Annotated in this window: 15 protein-coding genes; 2 read left to right on the top strand and 13 right to left on the bottom strand. The window is 66.3% G+C overall.

From position 1 onward, the window contains the following. Positions 1-26: 26 nt before the first annotated feature. From AB4Y42_RS00110 to AB4Y42_RS00155, 10 genes are all read right to left on the bottom strand, one after another. The gene (locus tag AB4Y42_RS00110; RefSeq protein ID WP_368693018.1) at positions 27-923 is read right to left on the bottom strand and encodes a TauD/TfdA dioxygenase family protein; all 897 of its coding nucleotides are present in this window, start codon (positions 921-923) and stop codon (positions 27-29) included. A gap of 179 nt (positions 924-1,102) precedes the next feature. Continuing rightward, positions 1,103-1,891, bottom strand: a complete 789-nt coding sequence (locus AB4Y42_RS00115; protein ID WP_368693019.1) for an enoyl-CoA hydratase/isomerase family protein — start codon at positions 1,889-1,891, stop codon at positions 1,103-1,105. Between the two features lie 63 nt (positions 1,892-1,954). Continuing rightward, positions 1,955-3,088: an acyl-CoA dehydrogenase family protein gene (locus AB4Y42_RS00120; RefSeq protein ID WP_368693020.1), complete on the bottom strand. Its 1,134-nt coding sequence runs from the start codon at positions 3,086-3,088 to the stop codon at positions 1,955-1,957. A gap of 9 nt (positions 3,089-3,097) precedes the next feature. Then, a complete protein-coding gene (locus AB4Y42_RS00125; protein ID WP_368686934.1) occupies positions 3,098-4,294 on the bottom strand; it encodes an acyl-CoA dehydrogenase family protein in 1,197 nt (398 codons plus the stop codon). A 22-nt stretch (positions 4,295-4,316) separates the two neighbouring features. Further along, entirely contained in the window at positions 4,317-5,465 is a 1,149-nt protein-coding gene (locus AB4Y42_RS00130; protein WP_368693021.1) for an acyl-CoA dehydrogenase family protein, read from the bottom strand. Between the two features lie 28 nt (positions 5,466-5,493). Then, complete coding sequence (locus AB4Y42_RS00135) at positions 5,494-6,324, bottom strand: SDR family NAD(P)-dependent oxidoreductase (RefSeq protein WP_368693022.1); 831 nt, start codon at positions 6,322-6,324, stop codon at positions 5,494-5,496. Between the two features lie 32 nt (positions 6,325-6,356). Next, the gene (locus AB4Y42_RS00140) at positions 6,357-6,773 is read right to left on the bottom strand and encodes a MaoC family dehydratase (RefSeq protein WP_368693023.1); all 417 of its coding nucleotides are present in this window, start codon (positions 6,771-6,773) and stop codon (positions 6,357-6,359) included. Positions 6,774-6,792: 19 nt separating this feature from the next. Then, the gene (locus AB4Y42_RS00145; protein WP_368686938.1) at positions 6,793-7,239 is read right to left on the bottom strand and encodes a MaoC family dehydratase N-terminal domain-containing protein; all 447 of its coding nucleotides are present in this window, start codon (positions 7,237-7,239) and stop codon (positions 6,793-6,795) included. Between the two features lie 14 nt (positions 7,240-7,253). Then, positions 7,254-8,438 (bottom strand): lipid-transfer protein, encoded by a 1,185-nt coding sequence (locus AB4Y42_RS00150; protein WP_368693024.1) that lies wholly within the window; start codon positions 8,436-8,438, stop codon positions 7,254-7,256. Between the two features lie 62 nt (positions 8,439-8,500). Continuing rightward, complete coding sequence (locus tag AB4Y42_RS00155; RefSeq protein ID WP_368693025.1) at positions 8,501-10,057, bottom strand: long-chain-fatty-acid--CoA ligase; 1,557 nt, start codon at positions 10,055-10,057, stop codon at positions 8,501-8,503. A gap of 352 nt (positions 10,058-10,409) precedes the next feature. Between AB4Y42_RS00155 and AB4Y42_RS00160 the strand changes: the two genes are divergently transcribed. Together AB4Y42_RS00160 and AB4Y42_RS00165 are read left to right on the top strand one after the other, a co-directional pair. After that, positions 10,410-13,154: a LuxR C-terminal-related transcriptional regulator gene (locus AB4Y42_RS00160; protein ID WP_368693026.1), complete on the top strand. Its 2,745-nt coding sequence runs from the start codon at positions 10,410-10,412 to the stop codon at positions 13,152-13,154. 16 nt (positions 13,155-13,170) lie between these two features. Beyond that, positions 13,171-13,641, top strand: a complete 471-nt coding sequence (locus tag AB4Y42_RS00165; RefSeq protein WP_368686942.1) for a PaaI family thioesterase — start codon at positions 13,171-13,173, stop codon at positions 13,639-13,641. A gap of 89 nt (positions 13,642-13,730) precedes the next feature. Here the strand turns inward: AB4Y42_RS00165 and AB4Y42_RS00170 are convergent, their stop codons facing one another. From AB4Y42_RS00170 to cyoC, 3 genes are all read right to left on the bottom strand, one after another. Next, positions 13,731-13,928: a CsbD family protein gene (locus AB4Y42_RS00170; protein ID WP_368686943.1), complete on the bottom strand. Its 198-nt coding sequence runs from the start codon at positions 13,926-13,928 to the stop codon at positions 13,731-13,733. Between the two features lie 107 nt (positions 13,929-14,035). Then, the gene (cyoD, locus tag AB4Y42_RS00175) at positions 14,036-14,410 is read right to left on the bottom strand and encodes a cytochrome o ubiquinol oxidase subunit IV (RefSeq protein WP_368693027.1); all 375 of its coding nucleotides are present in this window, start codon (positions 14,408-14,410) and stop codon (positions 14,036-14,038) included. Beyond that, the gene (cyoC, locus tag AB4Y42_RS00180; protein ID WP_368686945.1) at positions 14,407-15,012 is read right to left on the bottom strand and encodes a cytochrome o ubiquinol oxidase subunit III; all 606 of its coding nucleotides are present in this window, start codon (positions 15,010-15,012) and stop codon (positions 14,407-14,409) included. The genes cyoD and cyoC overlap by 4 nt, the downstream gene beginning before the upstream one ends. Between the last annotated feature and the right edge of the window lies 1 nt (position 15,013).

Genomic DNA, 15,013 nt, shown 5'->3' on the forward strand with positions numbered 1-15,013 from the left:
AGATGCGCAGTGAAATGCGCGAGGCGTCAGAACGGCTTGTCGCCGATGATCGTTGCGCGCATCATGCGCCGCACGGCCGGGAAATAGTCCTGGATCGCGTAGTGCTGGGTCGAGCGGTTGTCCCAGAACGCGATGGTGTTGGGCGCCCACCGCAGCCGAACCTGGTACTCGGGAATGGCGGCCTGGCGAAACAGATACTGGAGCAACTCGAGTTCGCCGTAGCGGAAATCGAAGCCCACGCGAAACGTGCCCGTGCTCAGAAAGTTGGCGAGATGGGTCGTGAAGCCTTCGTTCACGTACAGGATCTTTTCGCCGCTTTCCGGATGCGTGCGGACCACAGGATGAATCACGGCGGGGAATTTCACGCGATTTGCCCCGCGTTCTTCGGCCGACATGCGCGAGCCGAATGACGGCATGATGTCATGCACGGCTTCGAGGCCGGCGAGTTGCGCTCTCACGGCCTGGGGCAGCTCCGCATAGGCCTTCTCCATGTTCACCCAGATCGTGTCGCCGCCGCTGCGCGGGCATTCCACGCAACGCAGCATCGACGCCATCGAGGGAATATCGCGCCAGGACACGTCCGAGTGATAGATGTTCTCGCGCGCCTTCGAAGCCTGCGTGCCGCCCAGCAGGACGAGTTCGGGATGGTCGGCGTGATGCGGAAACACGGGATGCACTTCGAGCTGGCCAAACCGGCGTGCAAGCGCCACGTGCTGCGCGGGCGTGATGTCCTGGTCGCGGAAGAACAGCACCTTGTGCTGCACGAGCGCGGCGCGCAGCGCGGCGACGGTGGTGTCGTCGAGCGTTTCGCGCAGGTCGATGCCGTTCACTTCCGCACCGATGGCGGGCGAAACAGGGTCGAGCGTCAAGTGCGCATGCGCAGGGGTCGGGTTCGCCTCGGGCGTGGCGATCGCGTTCGTCATGTCTTGTCTCCTAGATTCGGCGCCGGCTGGGTCGGCTGTTCCGATGGGTGTTAACTTAAGGCGGACACAAACAGCTGTCGTGGTCCTAAAGCAGGAAGCGGCGGGACGCGTTGAAGTGTTCCGCGCTGCTTCGAACGGAGCAAGGGTTTGCCCCGCGGCTCCTCCCTTCGATCGTGCGCTCAGGCTTCGCGATCGTTGCGCGGCCAGCGGAACAACGGGGCTTCCTTGCGCGCAAAGCGCGCCGCGGCCTCGCGCAGATACGGCGAGGTCAACGCAATGGCCTGGGCGCCCGCCTCCGCGTCGAGGAGTGCGCCGAAGTCGCGTTCGAACGTCTGCGCGAGCAAACGCTTGGTCATCGCGAACGCGTCCGGCGATTGCGCGCTCATGGCGAGCGCCAGTTCGTGCGCTCTCGCGCCCAGCGCATCGGCGGGCACCACCTCCAGCACGATGCCCAACGCCTGCGCCTCGAGCGCAGGCAACTCGCGGGCCGAATAGACGAGTTCGCGCGTGCGTTGCGCGCCGATGATGCGCGGCAGCGTATGCAGCGCGCCCAGATCGGGCACGAGGCCCATGCGCGCGAACGCGAGGCAAAAGCGCGCGCGCTCGCTCGCGACGATGAAATCGGCCATCAACGCAATGCTGAAGCCCGCGCCGTACGCCACGCCATCCACCGCTGCGATCACCGGCTTGTCGAACGTCGCCAGCGCCGCGCACGGCCGCTGGCTCTCGATCATGCGGCGGCGCACGGCGGCCGTATCGGCGGGCCCTTGCATCGCGCTGACGTCGCCGCCCGAGCAAAACTCGCTGCCTGCGCCGGTCAGAATCAACGCGCGCACCGTGGCGTCGCGGCGCAATGCTTCGATGGCATCCGCGAATGCGGCGAGCGCCGCAGCGCTCAGGGCGTTCTTGCGCTCCGGGTTGTCGAGCGTCAGCATGGCGATGCCGTTTTCAATGGTAGTCCTGATCATTTTCGGAAAAATCGAACGTCCGTAAAAAAACCGCCCCGCATGATGCGGGGCGGTGCGTGGGGCTCAGTCTTCCATCGCCTCGACGTAGCTTGCGAGATGATGGTCGGTGTCGCCGAGGAGCGGATCGAACATCGTCAGCCGCTTGAAATAGTCGCCCACTTCCAGCTCGTCGGTCATGCCCATGCCACCGTGGAGTTGCACCGCCTGCTGGCCAACGAAGCGTCCCGCCTCGGCGACGGTCACTTTCGCGGCGGCGAGCATGCGGCGGCGCTTGCGCGTTTCGGGTTCGTCCAGCGCTTGCGCGGCGACGTAGGCCATGGAAAGCGCCAGCTCCTTGTGCACGAGCATGTCCGCCATGCGATGCTGTAGCGCCTGGAACGTGGCGAGCGGCTGGCCGAACTGGCGGCGCGTGCGCAAATACTCGCCGGTGATCTCGATCAGGCGCTCCATCGCGCCGGCCGCTTCCGCGCAGAGCGCCGCGATCCCGCAGTCCACGCCGTGCCCGAGCGCGGCCACGCCTGCGCCGGGCGCGCCGATCAGGGCTTCCGCGCCCACTGCGACCGCCTCGAACGATACGTCGGCGGCGCGCTGGCCGTCCATGGTCGGATAGCCTGCCACGCTCACGCCCCGGCTCTCGCGCGGGACGAGGAAGAGCGCGATGTCACCGGTGGCCGCGTCACCCACGCGTGCGCTGACGATGAACGCATCCGCAGCCTCGCCATGCCAGACCAGTGCTTTCGCGCCGTCGAGCACGTAGCCGCGCCCAACGGGCGTCGCGCGTGTGACGACCGCATCGAGCCGGTAGCGCGACGCGGTTTCCGCGAACGCCGGCACGACGACCTGCTGCCCCGTGGCGATCGCGCCCAGCCAGTGGTCCTGCTGCGCGGCGCTGGCGTATGCCGCGAGTATCGCGGTCGCCATCACGCTGCACGGGACGATCGGTTCGAGCACCAGCGCCCGGCCCAGTTCGCGCTGCACCACGAGCCGGCTCGCCGCGCCTTCGCCGAACCCGCCGTATTCGGCGGGCGCCGTGAGGCCGAGCACGCCCATTTCCGCAAGCCGTGTCCAGATGGCGCGATCGAAGCTCGCGCCCTCGCGCGCGCGCCGGCGCCGTCGCGCGAACGTGTATTCGCTTTCGACGAAACGGCGCAGGCTATCCGCGAGCATTTGCTGCTCTTCGCTATACGTGAAGTCCATGTGCGTGTCCTAAAAGCCGATGATCATCTTCGCGATGATGTTCTTCTGCACCTCGGTCGCGCCCCCGTAAATCGAGGTCTTGCGCATGTCGAAATAGGTGGACGCAGCGGGCGCCGCCCATTGCGGCCCGCTCACGGGGGCATGGGCGCCGGGTTCGAGCCATTGCGGCGCGTAGGGCCAGCCGTGCGGCCCGGCCACTTCCTGCTGAAGCATGGAGATGTCCTGCTGCAGTTCCGAGCCGCGAATCTTCACGATCGATGCCTCGGGGCCGGGACCGCGCCCGCCATCTGCCGTCGCCACGCGCAGCAGCAGCATTTCCAGCGCCATGAGGTTCATTTCGAGGCGGGCGATCTTGTCGCGCATGCGCGCGTCGTCGAGCATGCGGCCGCCCTTGCCGTCCGCGGCCTGTGCCGCGTAATGTTTCAACTGCCGCAACTCGCGATAGCAATGGCCGATGCCCGCAATCGCCGTGCGCTCGTGCCCGAGCAGATACTTCGCGTAGGTCCAGCCGCGGTTCTCCTCGCCCACGAGATTTTCCACGGGCACTTCCACGTCCTCGAACCATGTCTCGTTCACGTCGTGGCCGCCGTCGAGCGTGACGATCGGCCGGACCGTGACGCCCGGCGATTTCATGTCGACCAGCAGCATCGAAATGCCTTCCTGCGGCTTCGCTTCGGAATCCGTTCTCACGAGGCAGAAGATCCAGTCCGCGAAATGCGCCATCGTGGTCCACGTTTTCTGGCCGTTCACGATGTACTTGTCGCCCTTGCGCACGGCGCGCGTTTTCAGCGAGGCGAGGTCGGAACCCGAACCGGGTTCGGAATAACCCTGGCACCAGAAGTCGTCGAGGTTCGGAATGCGCGGCAGAAAGCGCGCCTGCATCTGCGGGCTCGCGTACTTCATGAGCACCGGGCCGATCATCGTGAGGCCGAACGGCAACAGTCGCGGCGCGCCCGCGCCGAGCGTCTCGATCTCGAAGATCAGGCGCTGCAGCGCGTTCCAGCCCGTACCGCCGCATGACTTGGGCCAGGTGGGCGCACCCCAGCCATGCGCATTGAGGATGCGGTGCCAGCGCACGTAGTCGTCCTTCTCCACCCGCTGGTGCGCGAGCACTTTCTCGCGGATATCGGCAGGCAGGTTCTCCCGCACGAACGCCCGCACTTCTTCGCGGAACGCCTGTTCCGCTTCGGTATAACGCAAATCCATCTGGTGCTCCCAAGTAGCGACGTTACAGCGTGCGGGCGATCAGTTCCTTCATGATCTCGTTGGAGCCGCCGAAGATCTTGCTCACGCGCGCATTCACGTAGAGCCGCGCGATCGGATACTCCATCATGTAGCCGTAGCCGCCGTGCAGTTGCAGGCATTCGTCGATGATTTCGCAACTGCGTTGCGTGCACCACCATTTCGCCATCGCGGCCGTTTCGGCGTCGAGTTCGCCGCGCAGCACCTTCGCCATGCAGTCGTCGATGAAGGTACGCGCAATGGTCGCGTGGGTCTTGCACTCGGCGAGCTTGAAACGCGTGTTCTGCATGTCCAGCAGGCTCATGCCGAACACCTTGCGCTCGCGCACGTAGGCCGTGGTCACATCGAGCGCCTTTTCCATCGCGCTCAGCGCGCCGAGCGCGATGATCATGCGTTCCTGAGGCAACTGCTGCATCAGCTGATAGAAGCCTTTGCCCTCTTCCGTGCCGAGCAGGTTGGCACACGGCACGCGCACATCGTCGAAGAACAGCTCGGCGGTGTCCTGGCCCTTCTGGCCCATCTTTTCGAGTACGCGTCCGCGCCGGAAGCCGGGCAGATCGTCGGTCTCCACGACGACGATCGACACGCCTTTCGCGCCCTGCGCCGGGTCCGTCTTGACGACCACGCAGATCAGGTCGGCGAGCAGGCCGTTCGAAATAAAGGTCTTCGAACCGTTGATGACAAAGTGATCGCCGTCACGCACGGCACGCGTTTTGATGCTCTTGAGGTCCGATCCCGCGCCCGGCTCGGACATCGCGATCGCCGCCACGCGCTCGCCGCTCGCCATTTTCGGCAGCCACCTGCGCTTTTGCTCCTCGGTGCCGTAGCGCAGGATGTAGTGCGCGACGATGCCGCTATGCACGTTCGTGCCGAGGCTCGACACCATCGCGCGCGACTGCTCGAGCGCGATGATGGCCTCATGCGCGAAGGTGCCGCCGCCGCCGCCGTATTCCTCGGGAATGCTCGCGCAGAGCATGCCGAACTCGCCGGCATTGCGCCACACCTCGCGGTCCACGTGCTGCTGCTTCCACCAGCGCTCCTCGTGTGGCATGAGTTCGCGCTCGATGAACTTGCGGATCGAGTCCTGGAACAGCACGAGATCGTCCGTGATCCACGGACTGCGGTATTCAGCCATGTTCGACTCCTTCCTCGCGAGCCACGTATTACGGACGGCCGCCGCCGACCACCAGCACCTGCCCCGTCACGTAGTTCGATTCGGGAATGCACATGAGATACACTGCGCCCGCCGCTTCTTCCGGCGTGCCGCCGCGGCCGATGGGAATCATCGCCTCGATGTTCTTCATGAGCTGCGCGTTGACGCCCACCTTGATGGCCTGGCCCGCGATGTCGATGGTCGAGCTGTTGCCCTCGCCCGCCACCGCCTCGGTGAGGCGTGTCTTGATGAGGCCGAACGCCACGCTGTTCACGTTGACCTTGTAGCGGCCCCACTCTTTCGCGAGCGCCTTCGTGAGGCCGTTGATCGCGGCTTTCGCGGCCGAATAGTTCGCCTGGCCCGCGTTGCCCATCACGCCCGAAACGGAAGAGATGTTCACGACCTTGCGGAACACTTCCTGGCCCGCATCGGCTTCGGCCTTCGCGCTTTCGCGGAAGTAGTCGGCGGCGGCGCGCAGGATGCGGAACGGCGCGCTCACGTGCACGTCAATGATGGCGTTCCACTGCTCGTCGCTCATCTTCTGGATCACGTTGTCCCACGTGTAGCCCGCGTTGTTGACGATGACGTCGAGACGCCCGAATTCCTTGAGCGCCGTGCCGACGAAGCGCGTGCCGAAGTCCGCGTCCGTCACGCTGCCCGTGCACGCCACGGCCTTGCCGCCCGCCGCGACGATCTCGGCCACCACGCTCTGCGCGGGTTCGGCGTCCAGATCGTTCACCACGACTGCCGCGCCTTCGCCCGCGAGCTTCAGTGCGATTTCCCGGCCGATGCCGCGGCCCGAACCCGATACGATGGCGACCTTGCCAACCAGCTTGCTCATCTTCTGTCTACTCCGTGTGTGTGATGGATCGTTCAGGCGTCGAGCGCGACGAGCGCCTCGCCTGAGAGCTTGATTTCGCCTTGTGCGTCGCGCGTGGTGAGCGCGACTTTGACGGTGCGTGCGGCCTCGTCACGCTCGGTGACGACGCCGCTGCAGGTAATGGCGTCGCCCACGTGCGTAATCGCCGCGAAGCGCACCGAGAACTCGCGGATGGCCTGCTGCGGCACCCAGTTCGTGAGCAGGCGCCCCAGGTACGCCATGGACAGCATGCCGTGCGCGAACACGTCGGGCATGCCGGCGCGGCGCGCGAAGTCCAGATCGACGTGAATCGGGTTGTGGTCGCCGGAAGCGCCCGCGTAAAGCGCGAGCGTGAGGCGCGTGAGCGGCGGCGCGGCGAACGGCGGCAACGCGCTGCCTACGGCGAGGTCGTTCAAACGAATCGATTGCATGTTGGCTCCTGCTTTTCTATCAGCCGTTGCGCACGACGATCACGCTGCGCAGGTCTGCAACGGGCGCGTCGTCCTGTGCGTTCGTCACACGCGTTTCGCGCACGACGAATTCCAGTGCGCCGCCCTTCTTGCCGTAGATGTCCGCGATGCGCGTTTCGAATGCGAGGCGTTCGCCCGCAAACGCCATGCGGTGATAGCGGAAGCGCTGCTCGCCGTGCAGCACGCGGCCGATGTCGATATTCAGGCGCTCGACGGTCGCGCGCGGATTGGGCGATTCCATTTCGAGGCAGAACAGGAACGTGGGCGGCACGGGCAGCGCGGGATAGCCGGCTTCCCTCGCGGCCTCGTCGTCGACGTAACGGCGGTCCGTCTGGCCGGTCGCCTTCGCGAAGAAGCGCAGGCGGCCCGCCTCGACGAGCGCCGTGTGGCGCGAGATCAGTGCGCCGATATGGCTTTTGTCGATCATCGTCGGGCCTCGCGTTACTGGCGCTCGTAGAGCGTGACCACGCACGCGCCGCCGAGTCCGAGGTTGTGCTGGAGGCCGAAGCGCGCACCGGCGACCTGGCGGTCCTGCGCCTGTCCGCGCAGTTGCCACACGAGTTCGGTGCATTGCGCGAGACCCGTTGCGCCCAGCGGATGGCCCTTCGAAAGCAGGCCGCCAGAGGGGTTCGTGACGACACGGCCGCCATAGGTGTTGTCGCCGTCGAGAATGAACTTCTCCGCCGTGCCTTCGGGGGTGAGGCCGAGCCCTTCATAGGTGATCAATTCGTTCGCCGTGAAGCAGTCGTGCAGTTCGACGACCTGAATGTCTTCGGGACCGACGCCCGCCTTTTCATACACCTGTTGCGCGGCGGCGCGCGTCATGTCGTAGCCCACCACCTTGCGCATGTCGCCTTCGTCGAACGTGCTGTTACGGTCCGTCGTCATCGCCTGGGCCTTGATGACCACGCGCGTGTCGAGTCCGTGCTGCTTCGCGAACGCTTCGGAGCACACGATCGCCGCAGCCGCGCCGCAGGTGGGCGGGCAGCACTGCAAGCGCGTGAGCGGATCGAAGACGGCGGGCGAAGCCATCACCTCTTCGAGCGTCACGGTGTTGCGAAACACGGCGAAGGGGTTGCGCGCGGCGTGCTGGCGCGCCTTCACGGAAATACGCCCGAACGTTTCCGGCTTGATGTCGTATTCCTTCATGTAGGCGCGGCCACCGCCGCCGAAGAATTGCGCGGCGCGCGGCGCGGTTTCGTCGAAGCCCTGCACCTCGAGCATGGTCTTGACGAAGCGCTCCATCGGCGTGGGGCGGTCGGTGTACGCGCCCTTGAGTGCGCCGGGCACCATCTGCTCGAAGCCGAGCGCGATGGCGCATTCCACGGCCCCGCTTTCCACGGCCTGGCGCGCGAGGAAGAGCGCGGTGGAACCCGTCGCGCAGTTGTTGTTGACGTTCACGACCGGAATGCCGGTGAGGCCCACGCCATAGATGGCGGCCTGCCCGGAGGTCGAATCGCCGAACACGTAGCCGACATAGGCCTGCTCGACGAGCGCATAGTCGATGCGCGCATCGGCGAGCGCCGCCTTCGCGGCATTGGCGCCCATCGTGGCGTAGTCGTCGCTCGCGCCGGGCTTGGTGAACGGAATCATGCCGACGCCGGCTACCACAACCTTGTTTCTCATTTCGGATACCTGAATAAGTGAGACTGCAGGAAGTTAAGGATGACGATACCCACCGGTGCGGATCAGCCCACCTCTCGGGACTGGCTCTGCCAGTACGGCGCGCGCAGATCGCGCTTGAGAATCTTGCCGGCGGCCGACAGCGGCAGCGCCTCGCGAAACTCGATGCTCTTCGGGCACTTGTAGCCGGCGATGAACTGGCGGCAATGCTCGCGCAGCGCGGCTTCGTCCACGTCGCTGCCGCTGCGCGCGACGACCACGGCGTGCACGGCTTCGCCCCAGCGCGCATCGGGAACGCCGATCACGGCGCATTGCGCAACGGCGGGATGGCGCGAGAGCACGTTCTCGACTTCGGCGGAATAGACGTTCTCGCCGCCCGTCACGATCATGTCCTTCATGCGGTCGACGATGAAGAGGTAGCCGTTTTCGTCCATGTAGGCGCCGTCGCCGGTGTGCAGCCAGCCGTCGCGCAGCGTCTCGCGGGTTTCTTCGGGCTTGTTCCAGTAGCCGAGCATGACGTTGGCGCCGCGCACGGCGATTTCGCCCACGGTATTGCGCGGCACTTCCACGCCATTATCGTCGACGATCTTGACGGTCACGCCGAACCCCGCACGCCCGGCCGAGCGGTAGAGGCCGCTAGCACGCCCTTCGGGGCCGTGATTCGCGGGCGGATTGACCGACACCACGGGCGACGCCTCCGTGAGACCGTAGGCGTGAAAGAATGCGATGCCGGGCAGCGCCGCGAGCGCGGCGTCGAGCACGCCCGCGGCGATCGGCGACGCGCCGTAATAGATGCGCCTGAGCGAAGAAAGATCGAACCGCTTGAAGTCCGGGTGCTCCAGCACGGCCTGCAACATGGTCGGCACGAGCAGGAGCTCGTCCACGCGCTCGCGCTCGATCGTTTCGAGCACCGCGCGCGGCTCGAACGTGGGCAGCACCACGTGCGTGTCGCCAGCCACGAATTGGCCCACCGCGCGCGCCATCGCGGCCGTGTGGAAAAGCGGTGCCGCATGCAGCGAAACGGTGTGCGCGTAGTCGCGGAACTCCGCCATACGCGAAATCGCCGACGACCACAGGTTCAGGTGCGACTGCATCACGCCCTTGGGCCGGCCCGTCGTGCCGCCCGTGTACATGATGGTCGCGAGATCGTTGCCGCCGCGAAACGCGTCTGCCACAGGTTGCGCTTCGGCGATCAGCGCCTCGTAAGCGAGCATGCCGGACGGTGCGTCACGCTCGCCGGTGTAGACGAGCATCGGGCGATGCGCAGCGCTCGCCGCGATGTCCCCGGCGAGCGGCAGGAAGTGGTCGTCTACCAGCAGGATGCGCGTGTCGCAGTCGTCGAGCGAGTAGACCATCTCGGGCACACTCCAGCGGATATTCACGGGGTTGAGCACGCCGCCGCCCCACCACACGCCGAGCATGTATTCGAGGTAGCGATCGGAATTGAGCGCGAGCATGCCCACGCGGTCGCCCGCGCCCATGCCGAGCGACTGGAGCGCGCCGGCCAGCCGCGCCACGCGCGCGCCCAGCTGCGCGAAAGTCCGCGTGCGCTCGCCGAAGCGGATCGCGATTTCCGCCGGGTGTTGCTGCAAGCAGCGATGCAGGCCTTGTGTGAGGTACATGGTGTCTCCGGGCTTCTTTGTGTCGTTCTGGCTGTGCCGGTTGATCGCCGGTTGGTCGATCGTGGCGCGGATGCCGTGAAGTCGATGTCACTTTAGGCGCATGCCGGCCTGCTGTCCTGAGCCGAAGGGAGGATTTTAGGACGGGCGGGCGAATCGTTCGAAAGGAGTATGACGCCGGCCGGCCGCTATGGAACAATAGCCTCATGGTTGCACCAATAACGTGAAAATAGGGCGCGACCCCTCGCCCCAGCAATAACGACCCGAGTGAGACAGGTCCGCCGCCGGCTAATCCGCGCGGCCCGCGGACCCGCAGGGCGCGCCGCCGCGCGCGCCGCAGAAGGAAACAGCGCCAGTGAACATCGTCGATGCCCACGCCGCAAGCGGCCATCAGAATCCTCCCCGCGGGATCGTCGCGTCGAAGCTGACGCCGCCCGCCGACAGCCCGTCACATCTGTTGCGCCCGCAACTGATCGAGACGATTGCAGGCGCCCACACGGCGCGGCTCGTGCTGATCCGCGCATCGGCGGGCTTCGGCAAGACCACGCTCCTGCAGCAATACGCCGTGCACTGCCGCGCCCATCGCCGCGAAGTGGCGTGGCTGCGCCTCGACGCCGCTGACAACGACTTCGGGCGCTTCCTGCTGCATCTCGATGCCGCGTTGCCCGGCACACGCACGCCGCGCGCGCTCACGCTCGATCCGGACACGTTCGCGTCGAGCCTGATCGAGCGCGTGGCGGCGCACGGCAAGCCGCTCGCCATCCTGCTCGACGACTTCGAGTCGGTCCAGAGCCCCAGCGTGCTCGCTTTCATGCAGGACCTGATCGCCGCCCTGCCGCCCGGCAACCCGCTCGTGGCCGCCTCGCGCGTGACGCCCGAACTCGGCATCGGGCGCATCCGCGCGCGCGGCGAGCTGCTCGACATCAATCCCGCAGCGCTGCGCTTCACGCTCGCGGAGGCGGGCGCGTTCATCCGCGAGAAATGCGCGCTGCCGCTGCGCGACGCCGATATCGCCACGCTGCATCGCTGCACCGAAGGCTGGGCCACCGCCATTTACCTGGCCACGCTCTCGCTGCGCACGCGCACCGACCATGCGGCCTTCGTGGCGTCGTTTTCGGGCACGAACCTCGAACTCGCGGAATATCTCGCCGAGGACATCCTCGCCCGGCAATCCGAAGCGTGCCGCTCGTTCCTGCTGGAGACGAGCGCGCTGCCGCAGTTCTGCGCCGCGCTCTGCGACGTCGCCACCGGACGCAACGACAGCCGCGAGATGCTGGACTATCTGGAGCGCGCCAATCTGTTTCTCGTGCCGCTCGACGGCGAGCGCAGCTGGTATCGCTATCACCGGCTGTTCGGGAGCTTCCTGCAGCATCGGCTGCGGGCAGCGCAGCCGGAACGTGAACGCGAGGTGCACAGCGCGGCCGCGCGCTGGTATCTCGACGCGCAACGCCCCGTGCCCGCCATCGACCATCTGCTCGACGCGGGCGACGAAGCCGGTGCGCTCGCCGAAATCGCGGACCACTCGCGGGCGTTGCTCGGCAGCGGCCGGCTGCGCCTGTTGATGCGCTGGCTCGACCGCATCGGCGCCGGGCGGCTCGCCATGCGGCCCGACGTCGGCCTCACCTATGCATGGGTGCTGCTCCTGAACCACCGCTATGCGGACGCCATGCGCACGACGCAGAGCATTGTCGAGGGCAGCCTCGGGCAGCCCAACCAGGACAGCGTCGCGCTCGTGGCCGAAGCGATTCGCGGCGTGCTGCTCGCGATCACCGACCAGGTCGAGGCATGCGCGCAAACGAGCGCCGCCCTGCTCGACCGCCTGCCGGACCGTGCGAACTTCTCGTTCTACAGCCTCACGAATTCGCTCGCGTTCAGCTACGTCTGCACCGATCGCTACGACGAGGCGCGCGGCGTGCTCTCGCGTGCGTTGCGGCGCACCCACGACCATCCGTATGTCGTGATGCGCACGATGTCGGAAACCATCGAAGGGATCATCGATCTGGTGCAGGGCCGGCTAGGCACGGCGCTGGCGCGGCTCGAGATTTCGGCGGCCAACGCCACGGCGAACCGCTCGGTGGACTCGGGCGGCGGCCGCACCAGCGTGGACGGCGTGCGCTCGCTCGCGCTCTACGAAAAAAACGCGCTCGACGAAATGACGCATCTGCTCGCCGACGCGCTGCCGCGCGCCAAGCGCGTGGGCGTGACCGACGGGCTGATCGCCACGCATGTGCTCTCGGCGCGCGCGGCGCGCCTCGAAGGCAACGTCGAGCAGTGGTTGCGCCTGCTCGCCGAACTCGAACAGTTGGGCCGCGCAGTCGAATCGGACCGCGCCGTGAGTGCCGCATGGCTCGAGCGAGCGCGCGTCGCCACGCTCGAAGGCCGCTTCGACGCCGCCGAGCAGGCGCTGCGCGCGGCCACGCTGCACGCGGACTGGGCGCGCCCCGGGGTTTCCTATCACTCGAGCGAGATCGACGAACCGGTGATCGCGCGCTGCCGCCTCGATATCGCGCAGGGACGCTACGCCACGGCGTGCGCGGCGTTGAACGAAGCCGTCGCGCAGGCGATCGCGCGGCGGCGTCATTGGCGCGCGCTGAAGTTGCGCGTCTTGCTCGCACTCGCGCTCGACGGCAACGGCGAGCGCACGGCCGCCTTCGACACGCTCACGGAAGCGCTGCGCATGGCGAGCCACGAAGGCTTCGTGCGCGCGTTCATCGATGAAGGTGAAGCATTGATGCGCCTGCTTGGCGCCTGGGCCGAGCGCGGCCCCACGCAGATCGGCTCGCTTGGCGTGGTGCCCGCGTTCGTCGCGCAGCTGCTCGACGGCGTGGCGCCCTCCCACGCGCACATGGCGGACTCGACGACCGTTGGCGCCGATCTCTCGCCCTACGCCGCGGACTCTCCCGCCGACGCGCTCACGGCGCGCGAACTGGACGTGCTAAAAATGCTTTCGGCAGGCCACCGCAACCGCGTGATCGCGGAGAAGCTGTTCGTCTCCGAGCTGACGGTAAAGTCGCATCTTCGCAAGATCAACGCCAAGCTCGGCGCGGGCAATCGTACCCAGGCAGTCGCCATCGGCCGAGCGAAAGGACTGATTCCCTGATTGTGGAACCCGGACAATGAACGATCGCCTGCAAGCGAACGAGATATCGGTGGAAGTTGCGAACGCAACTATCAAAAACGACGACGCCCCGCCGCCCGGCTTCGTGGCGTTGCCGTTCCGCACGGGCTATATGGGCCAGTTCGGCACGCTTTACTTCGACGAAGCCCGCTGCGTGATCGGCACGCGCGTGGGCGAGCGCCATTTGAACAATCTGGACATCGCGCACGGCGGCATGCTGGCCACGCTCGCCGACACCGCCATTGGCGCGGCCATGATACGCGCGGCGGGACGCGAACGCCCGGCGGTCACGGCGCATCTGGGCCTCGATTACCTCGGTTCTGTGCGTCCCGGCGACTGGCTGGAAGCGCACGTGGCGCTCGACAAAATGGGCGCGCGTCTGCGCTTTGCCACCTGTCGCCTGATGGTGGACGAGCGCTGCGTGCTCAAGGCCAACGCGACCTTCGCGGTGCTGAACCCGCCGGCCTGAGCGCCGGGCTCTCGCGACACGCCACGTGCGGACAGCATGACGCCGCCGCCCCTTTCGAGGCGGCGGCGCTGCAGGTTAGCCATCGTTGATCAGTGATGGCGCTTCACGTCCTTCGCCATATCCTTTGCGGCCTCCTTCATGTCACCGACGTCCTTGCGTGTCTGGCCAGCTTCCTGCTGGACATCCCCCTTCACTTCGCGCGCCGGGTTGTCGGTTGCGCGGCCCACGGCCTCATTGACCTTGCCCTTCATCTTTTCAGCCGTGCCCTTCACCTGGTCCTTGTTCATGGTCACACTCCACGTAAAAGCGACGGTGTGTCGCGACGCTTCCTGTAGCGCATGCACTGTGCCCAAGGTGCCAGGCGCGCGTGTATTGAGGGACGCAACCTGACGCGTCAGTCGTGCGCCATGGCGCGGTCGATCGAGATCTGCGTGGGCATCATGTTGACGTTCGCGTTGTGCATGACCCACAGCGAAAGCCCGACGATCACCGCGATCAGGAACGCCATGCAGATGAAGATGCCCGTGTTGGCGCGCTGGCTGCGCGACGTACCGATATGCAGGAAATACACGAGTTGCACGACGAGCTGCGCGATGCAGAGCACGACGATGGCAGCAAGCCCGAAGGACGGCGAAACGACTCGAAACATCACCACGCCGAACGACGCGAGCGTCAGCACGAGCGAGAGCACCGTGCCGATCATGTAGCCCTTGAAACTGCCGTGCGACGCGTCATGCACAGCGTGGTGAGTGGCATGGGACTGGCTCACAGGAAACCCCGCAGGTAAACGAACGTAAATACACAGATCCACACGAGATCGAGAAAGTGCCAGAAGAGGCTCAGGCAGGCGAGACGGCGGCGGACCGTGCCGGTCAGACCGAACTTGAAGGTCTGGTGCATCATGATCGCGATCCACAACAGACCCGCCGTGACGTGCAGGCCGTGCGTGCCCACCAGCGTGAAGTACGCCGAAAGGTAGGCGCTCGTGCCGGGCCCCGCTCCATCGGCGATGAGCTTGGCGAACTCGTTCACCTCCATCGCGACGAAGCCCGCGCCGAACAGGAACGTGATGGCGAGCCACACGATCACCTGGCCGCGCCGCTGCGCGTAGAGATTCAGCATGGCCATGCCGAAGGTGACGCTGCTCGCAAGCAGCAGCAGCGTTTCGCCCAGCACGTAGGGCAGTTCGAACAGTTCCCTTGCGCCCGGACCGCCTGCCGTCGCATTCGCGAGCACGCCGAACGTGGCGAAGAGCGTCGCGAAGATGAGGCAGTCGCTCATCAGGTAGATCCAGAAGCCCAGCGTGGTCCTGGTGCTGTCGTCGTGATCGTGACCATGACCATGGGCGTGAGTAGTAGCAGCGTGAGCCATG

This window comes from Paraburkholderia sp. EG286B (assembly GCF_040965655.1).
Lineage (GTDB): Bacteria > Pseudomonadota > Gammaproteobacteria > Burkholderiales > Burkholderiaceae > Paraburkholderia.

Bases quoted from the DNA above. Each gene is read 5' to 3' on its own strand.
- AB4Y42_RS00110 (WP_368693018.1), bottom strand. From the start codon at position 923: ATGACGAACGCGATCGCCACGCCCGAGGCGAACCCGACCCCTGCGCAT.
- AB4Y42_RS00115 (WP_368693019.1), bottom strand. From the start codon at position 1,891: ATGATCAGGACTACCATTGAAAACGGCATCGCCATGCTGACGCTCGAC.
- AB4Y42_RS00120 (WP_368693020.1), bottom strand. From the start codon at position 3,088: ATGGACTTCACGTATAGCGAAGAGCAGCAAATGCTCGCGGATAGCCTG.
- AB4Y42_RS00125 (WP_368686934.1), bottom strand. From the start codon at position 4,294: ATGGATTTGCGTTATACCGAAGCGGAACAGGCGTTCCGCGAAGAAGTG.
- AB4Y42_RS00130 (WP_368693021.1), bottom strand. From the start codon at position 5,465: ATGGCTGAATACCGCAGTCCGTGGATCACGGACGATCTCGTGCTGTTC.
- AB4Y42_RS00135 (WP_368693022.1), bottom strand. From the start codon at position 6,324: ATGAGCAAGCTGGTTGGCAAGGTCGCCATCGTATCGGGTTCGGGCCGC.
- AB4Y42_RS00140 (WP_368693023.1), bottom strand. From the start codon at position 6,773: ATGCAATCGATTCGTTTGAACGACCTCGCCGTAGGCAGCGCGTTGCCG.
- AB4Y42_RS00145 (WP_368686938.1), bottom strand. From the start codon at position 7,239: ATGATCGACAAAAGCCATATCGGCGCACTGATCTCGCGCCACACGGCG.
- AB4Y42_RS00150 (WP_368693024.1), bottom strand. From the start codon at position 8,438: ATGAGAAACAAGGTTGTGGTAGCCGGCGTCGGCATGATTCCGTTCACC.
- AB4Y42_RS00155 (WP_368693025.1), bottom strand. From the start codon at position 10,057: ATGTACCTCACACAAGGCCTGCATCGCTGCTTGCAGCAACACCCGGCG.
- AB4Y42_RS00165 (WP_368686942.1), top strand. From the start codon at position 13,171: ATGAACGATCGCCTGCAAGCGAACGAGATATCGGTGGAAGTTGCGAAC.
- AB4Y42_RS00170 (WP_368686943.1), bottom strand. From the start codon at position 13,928: ATGAACAAGGACCAGGTGAAGGGCACGGCTGAAAAGATGAAGGGCAAG.
- cyoC (WP_368686945.1), bottom strand. From the start codon at position 15,012: ATGGCTCACGCTGCTACTACTCACGCCCATGGTCATGGTCACGATCAC.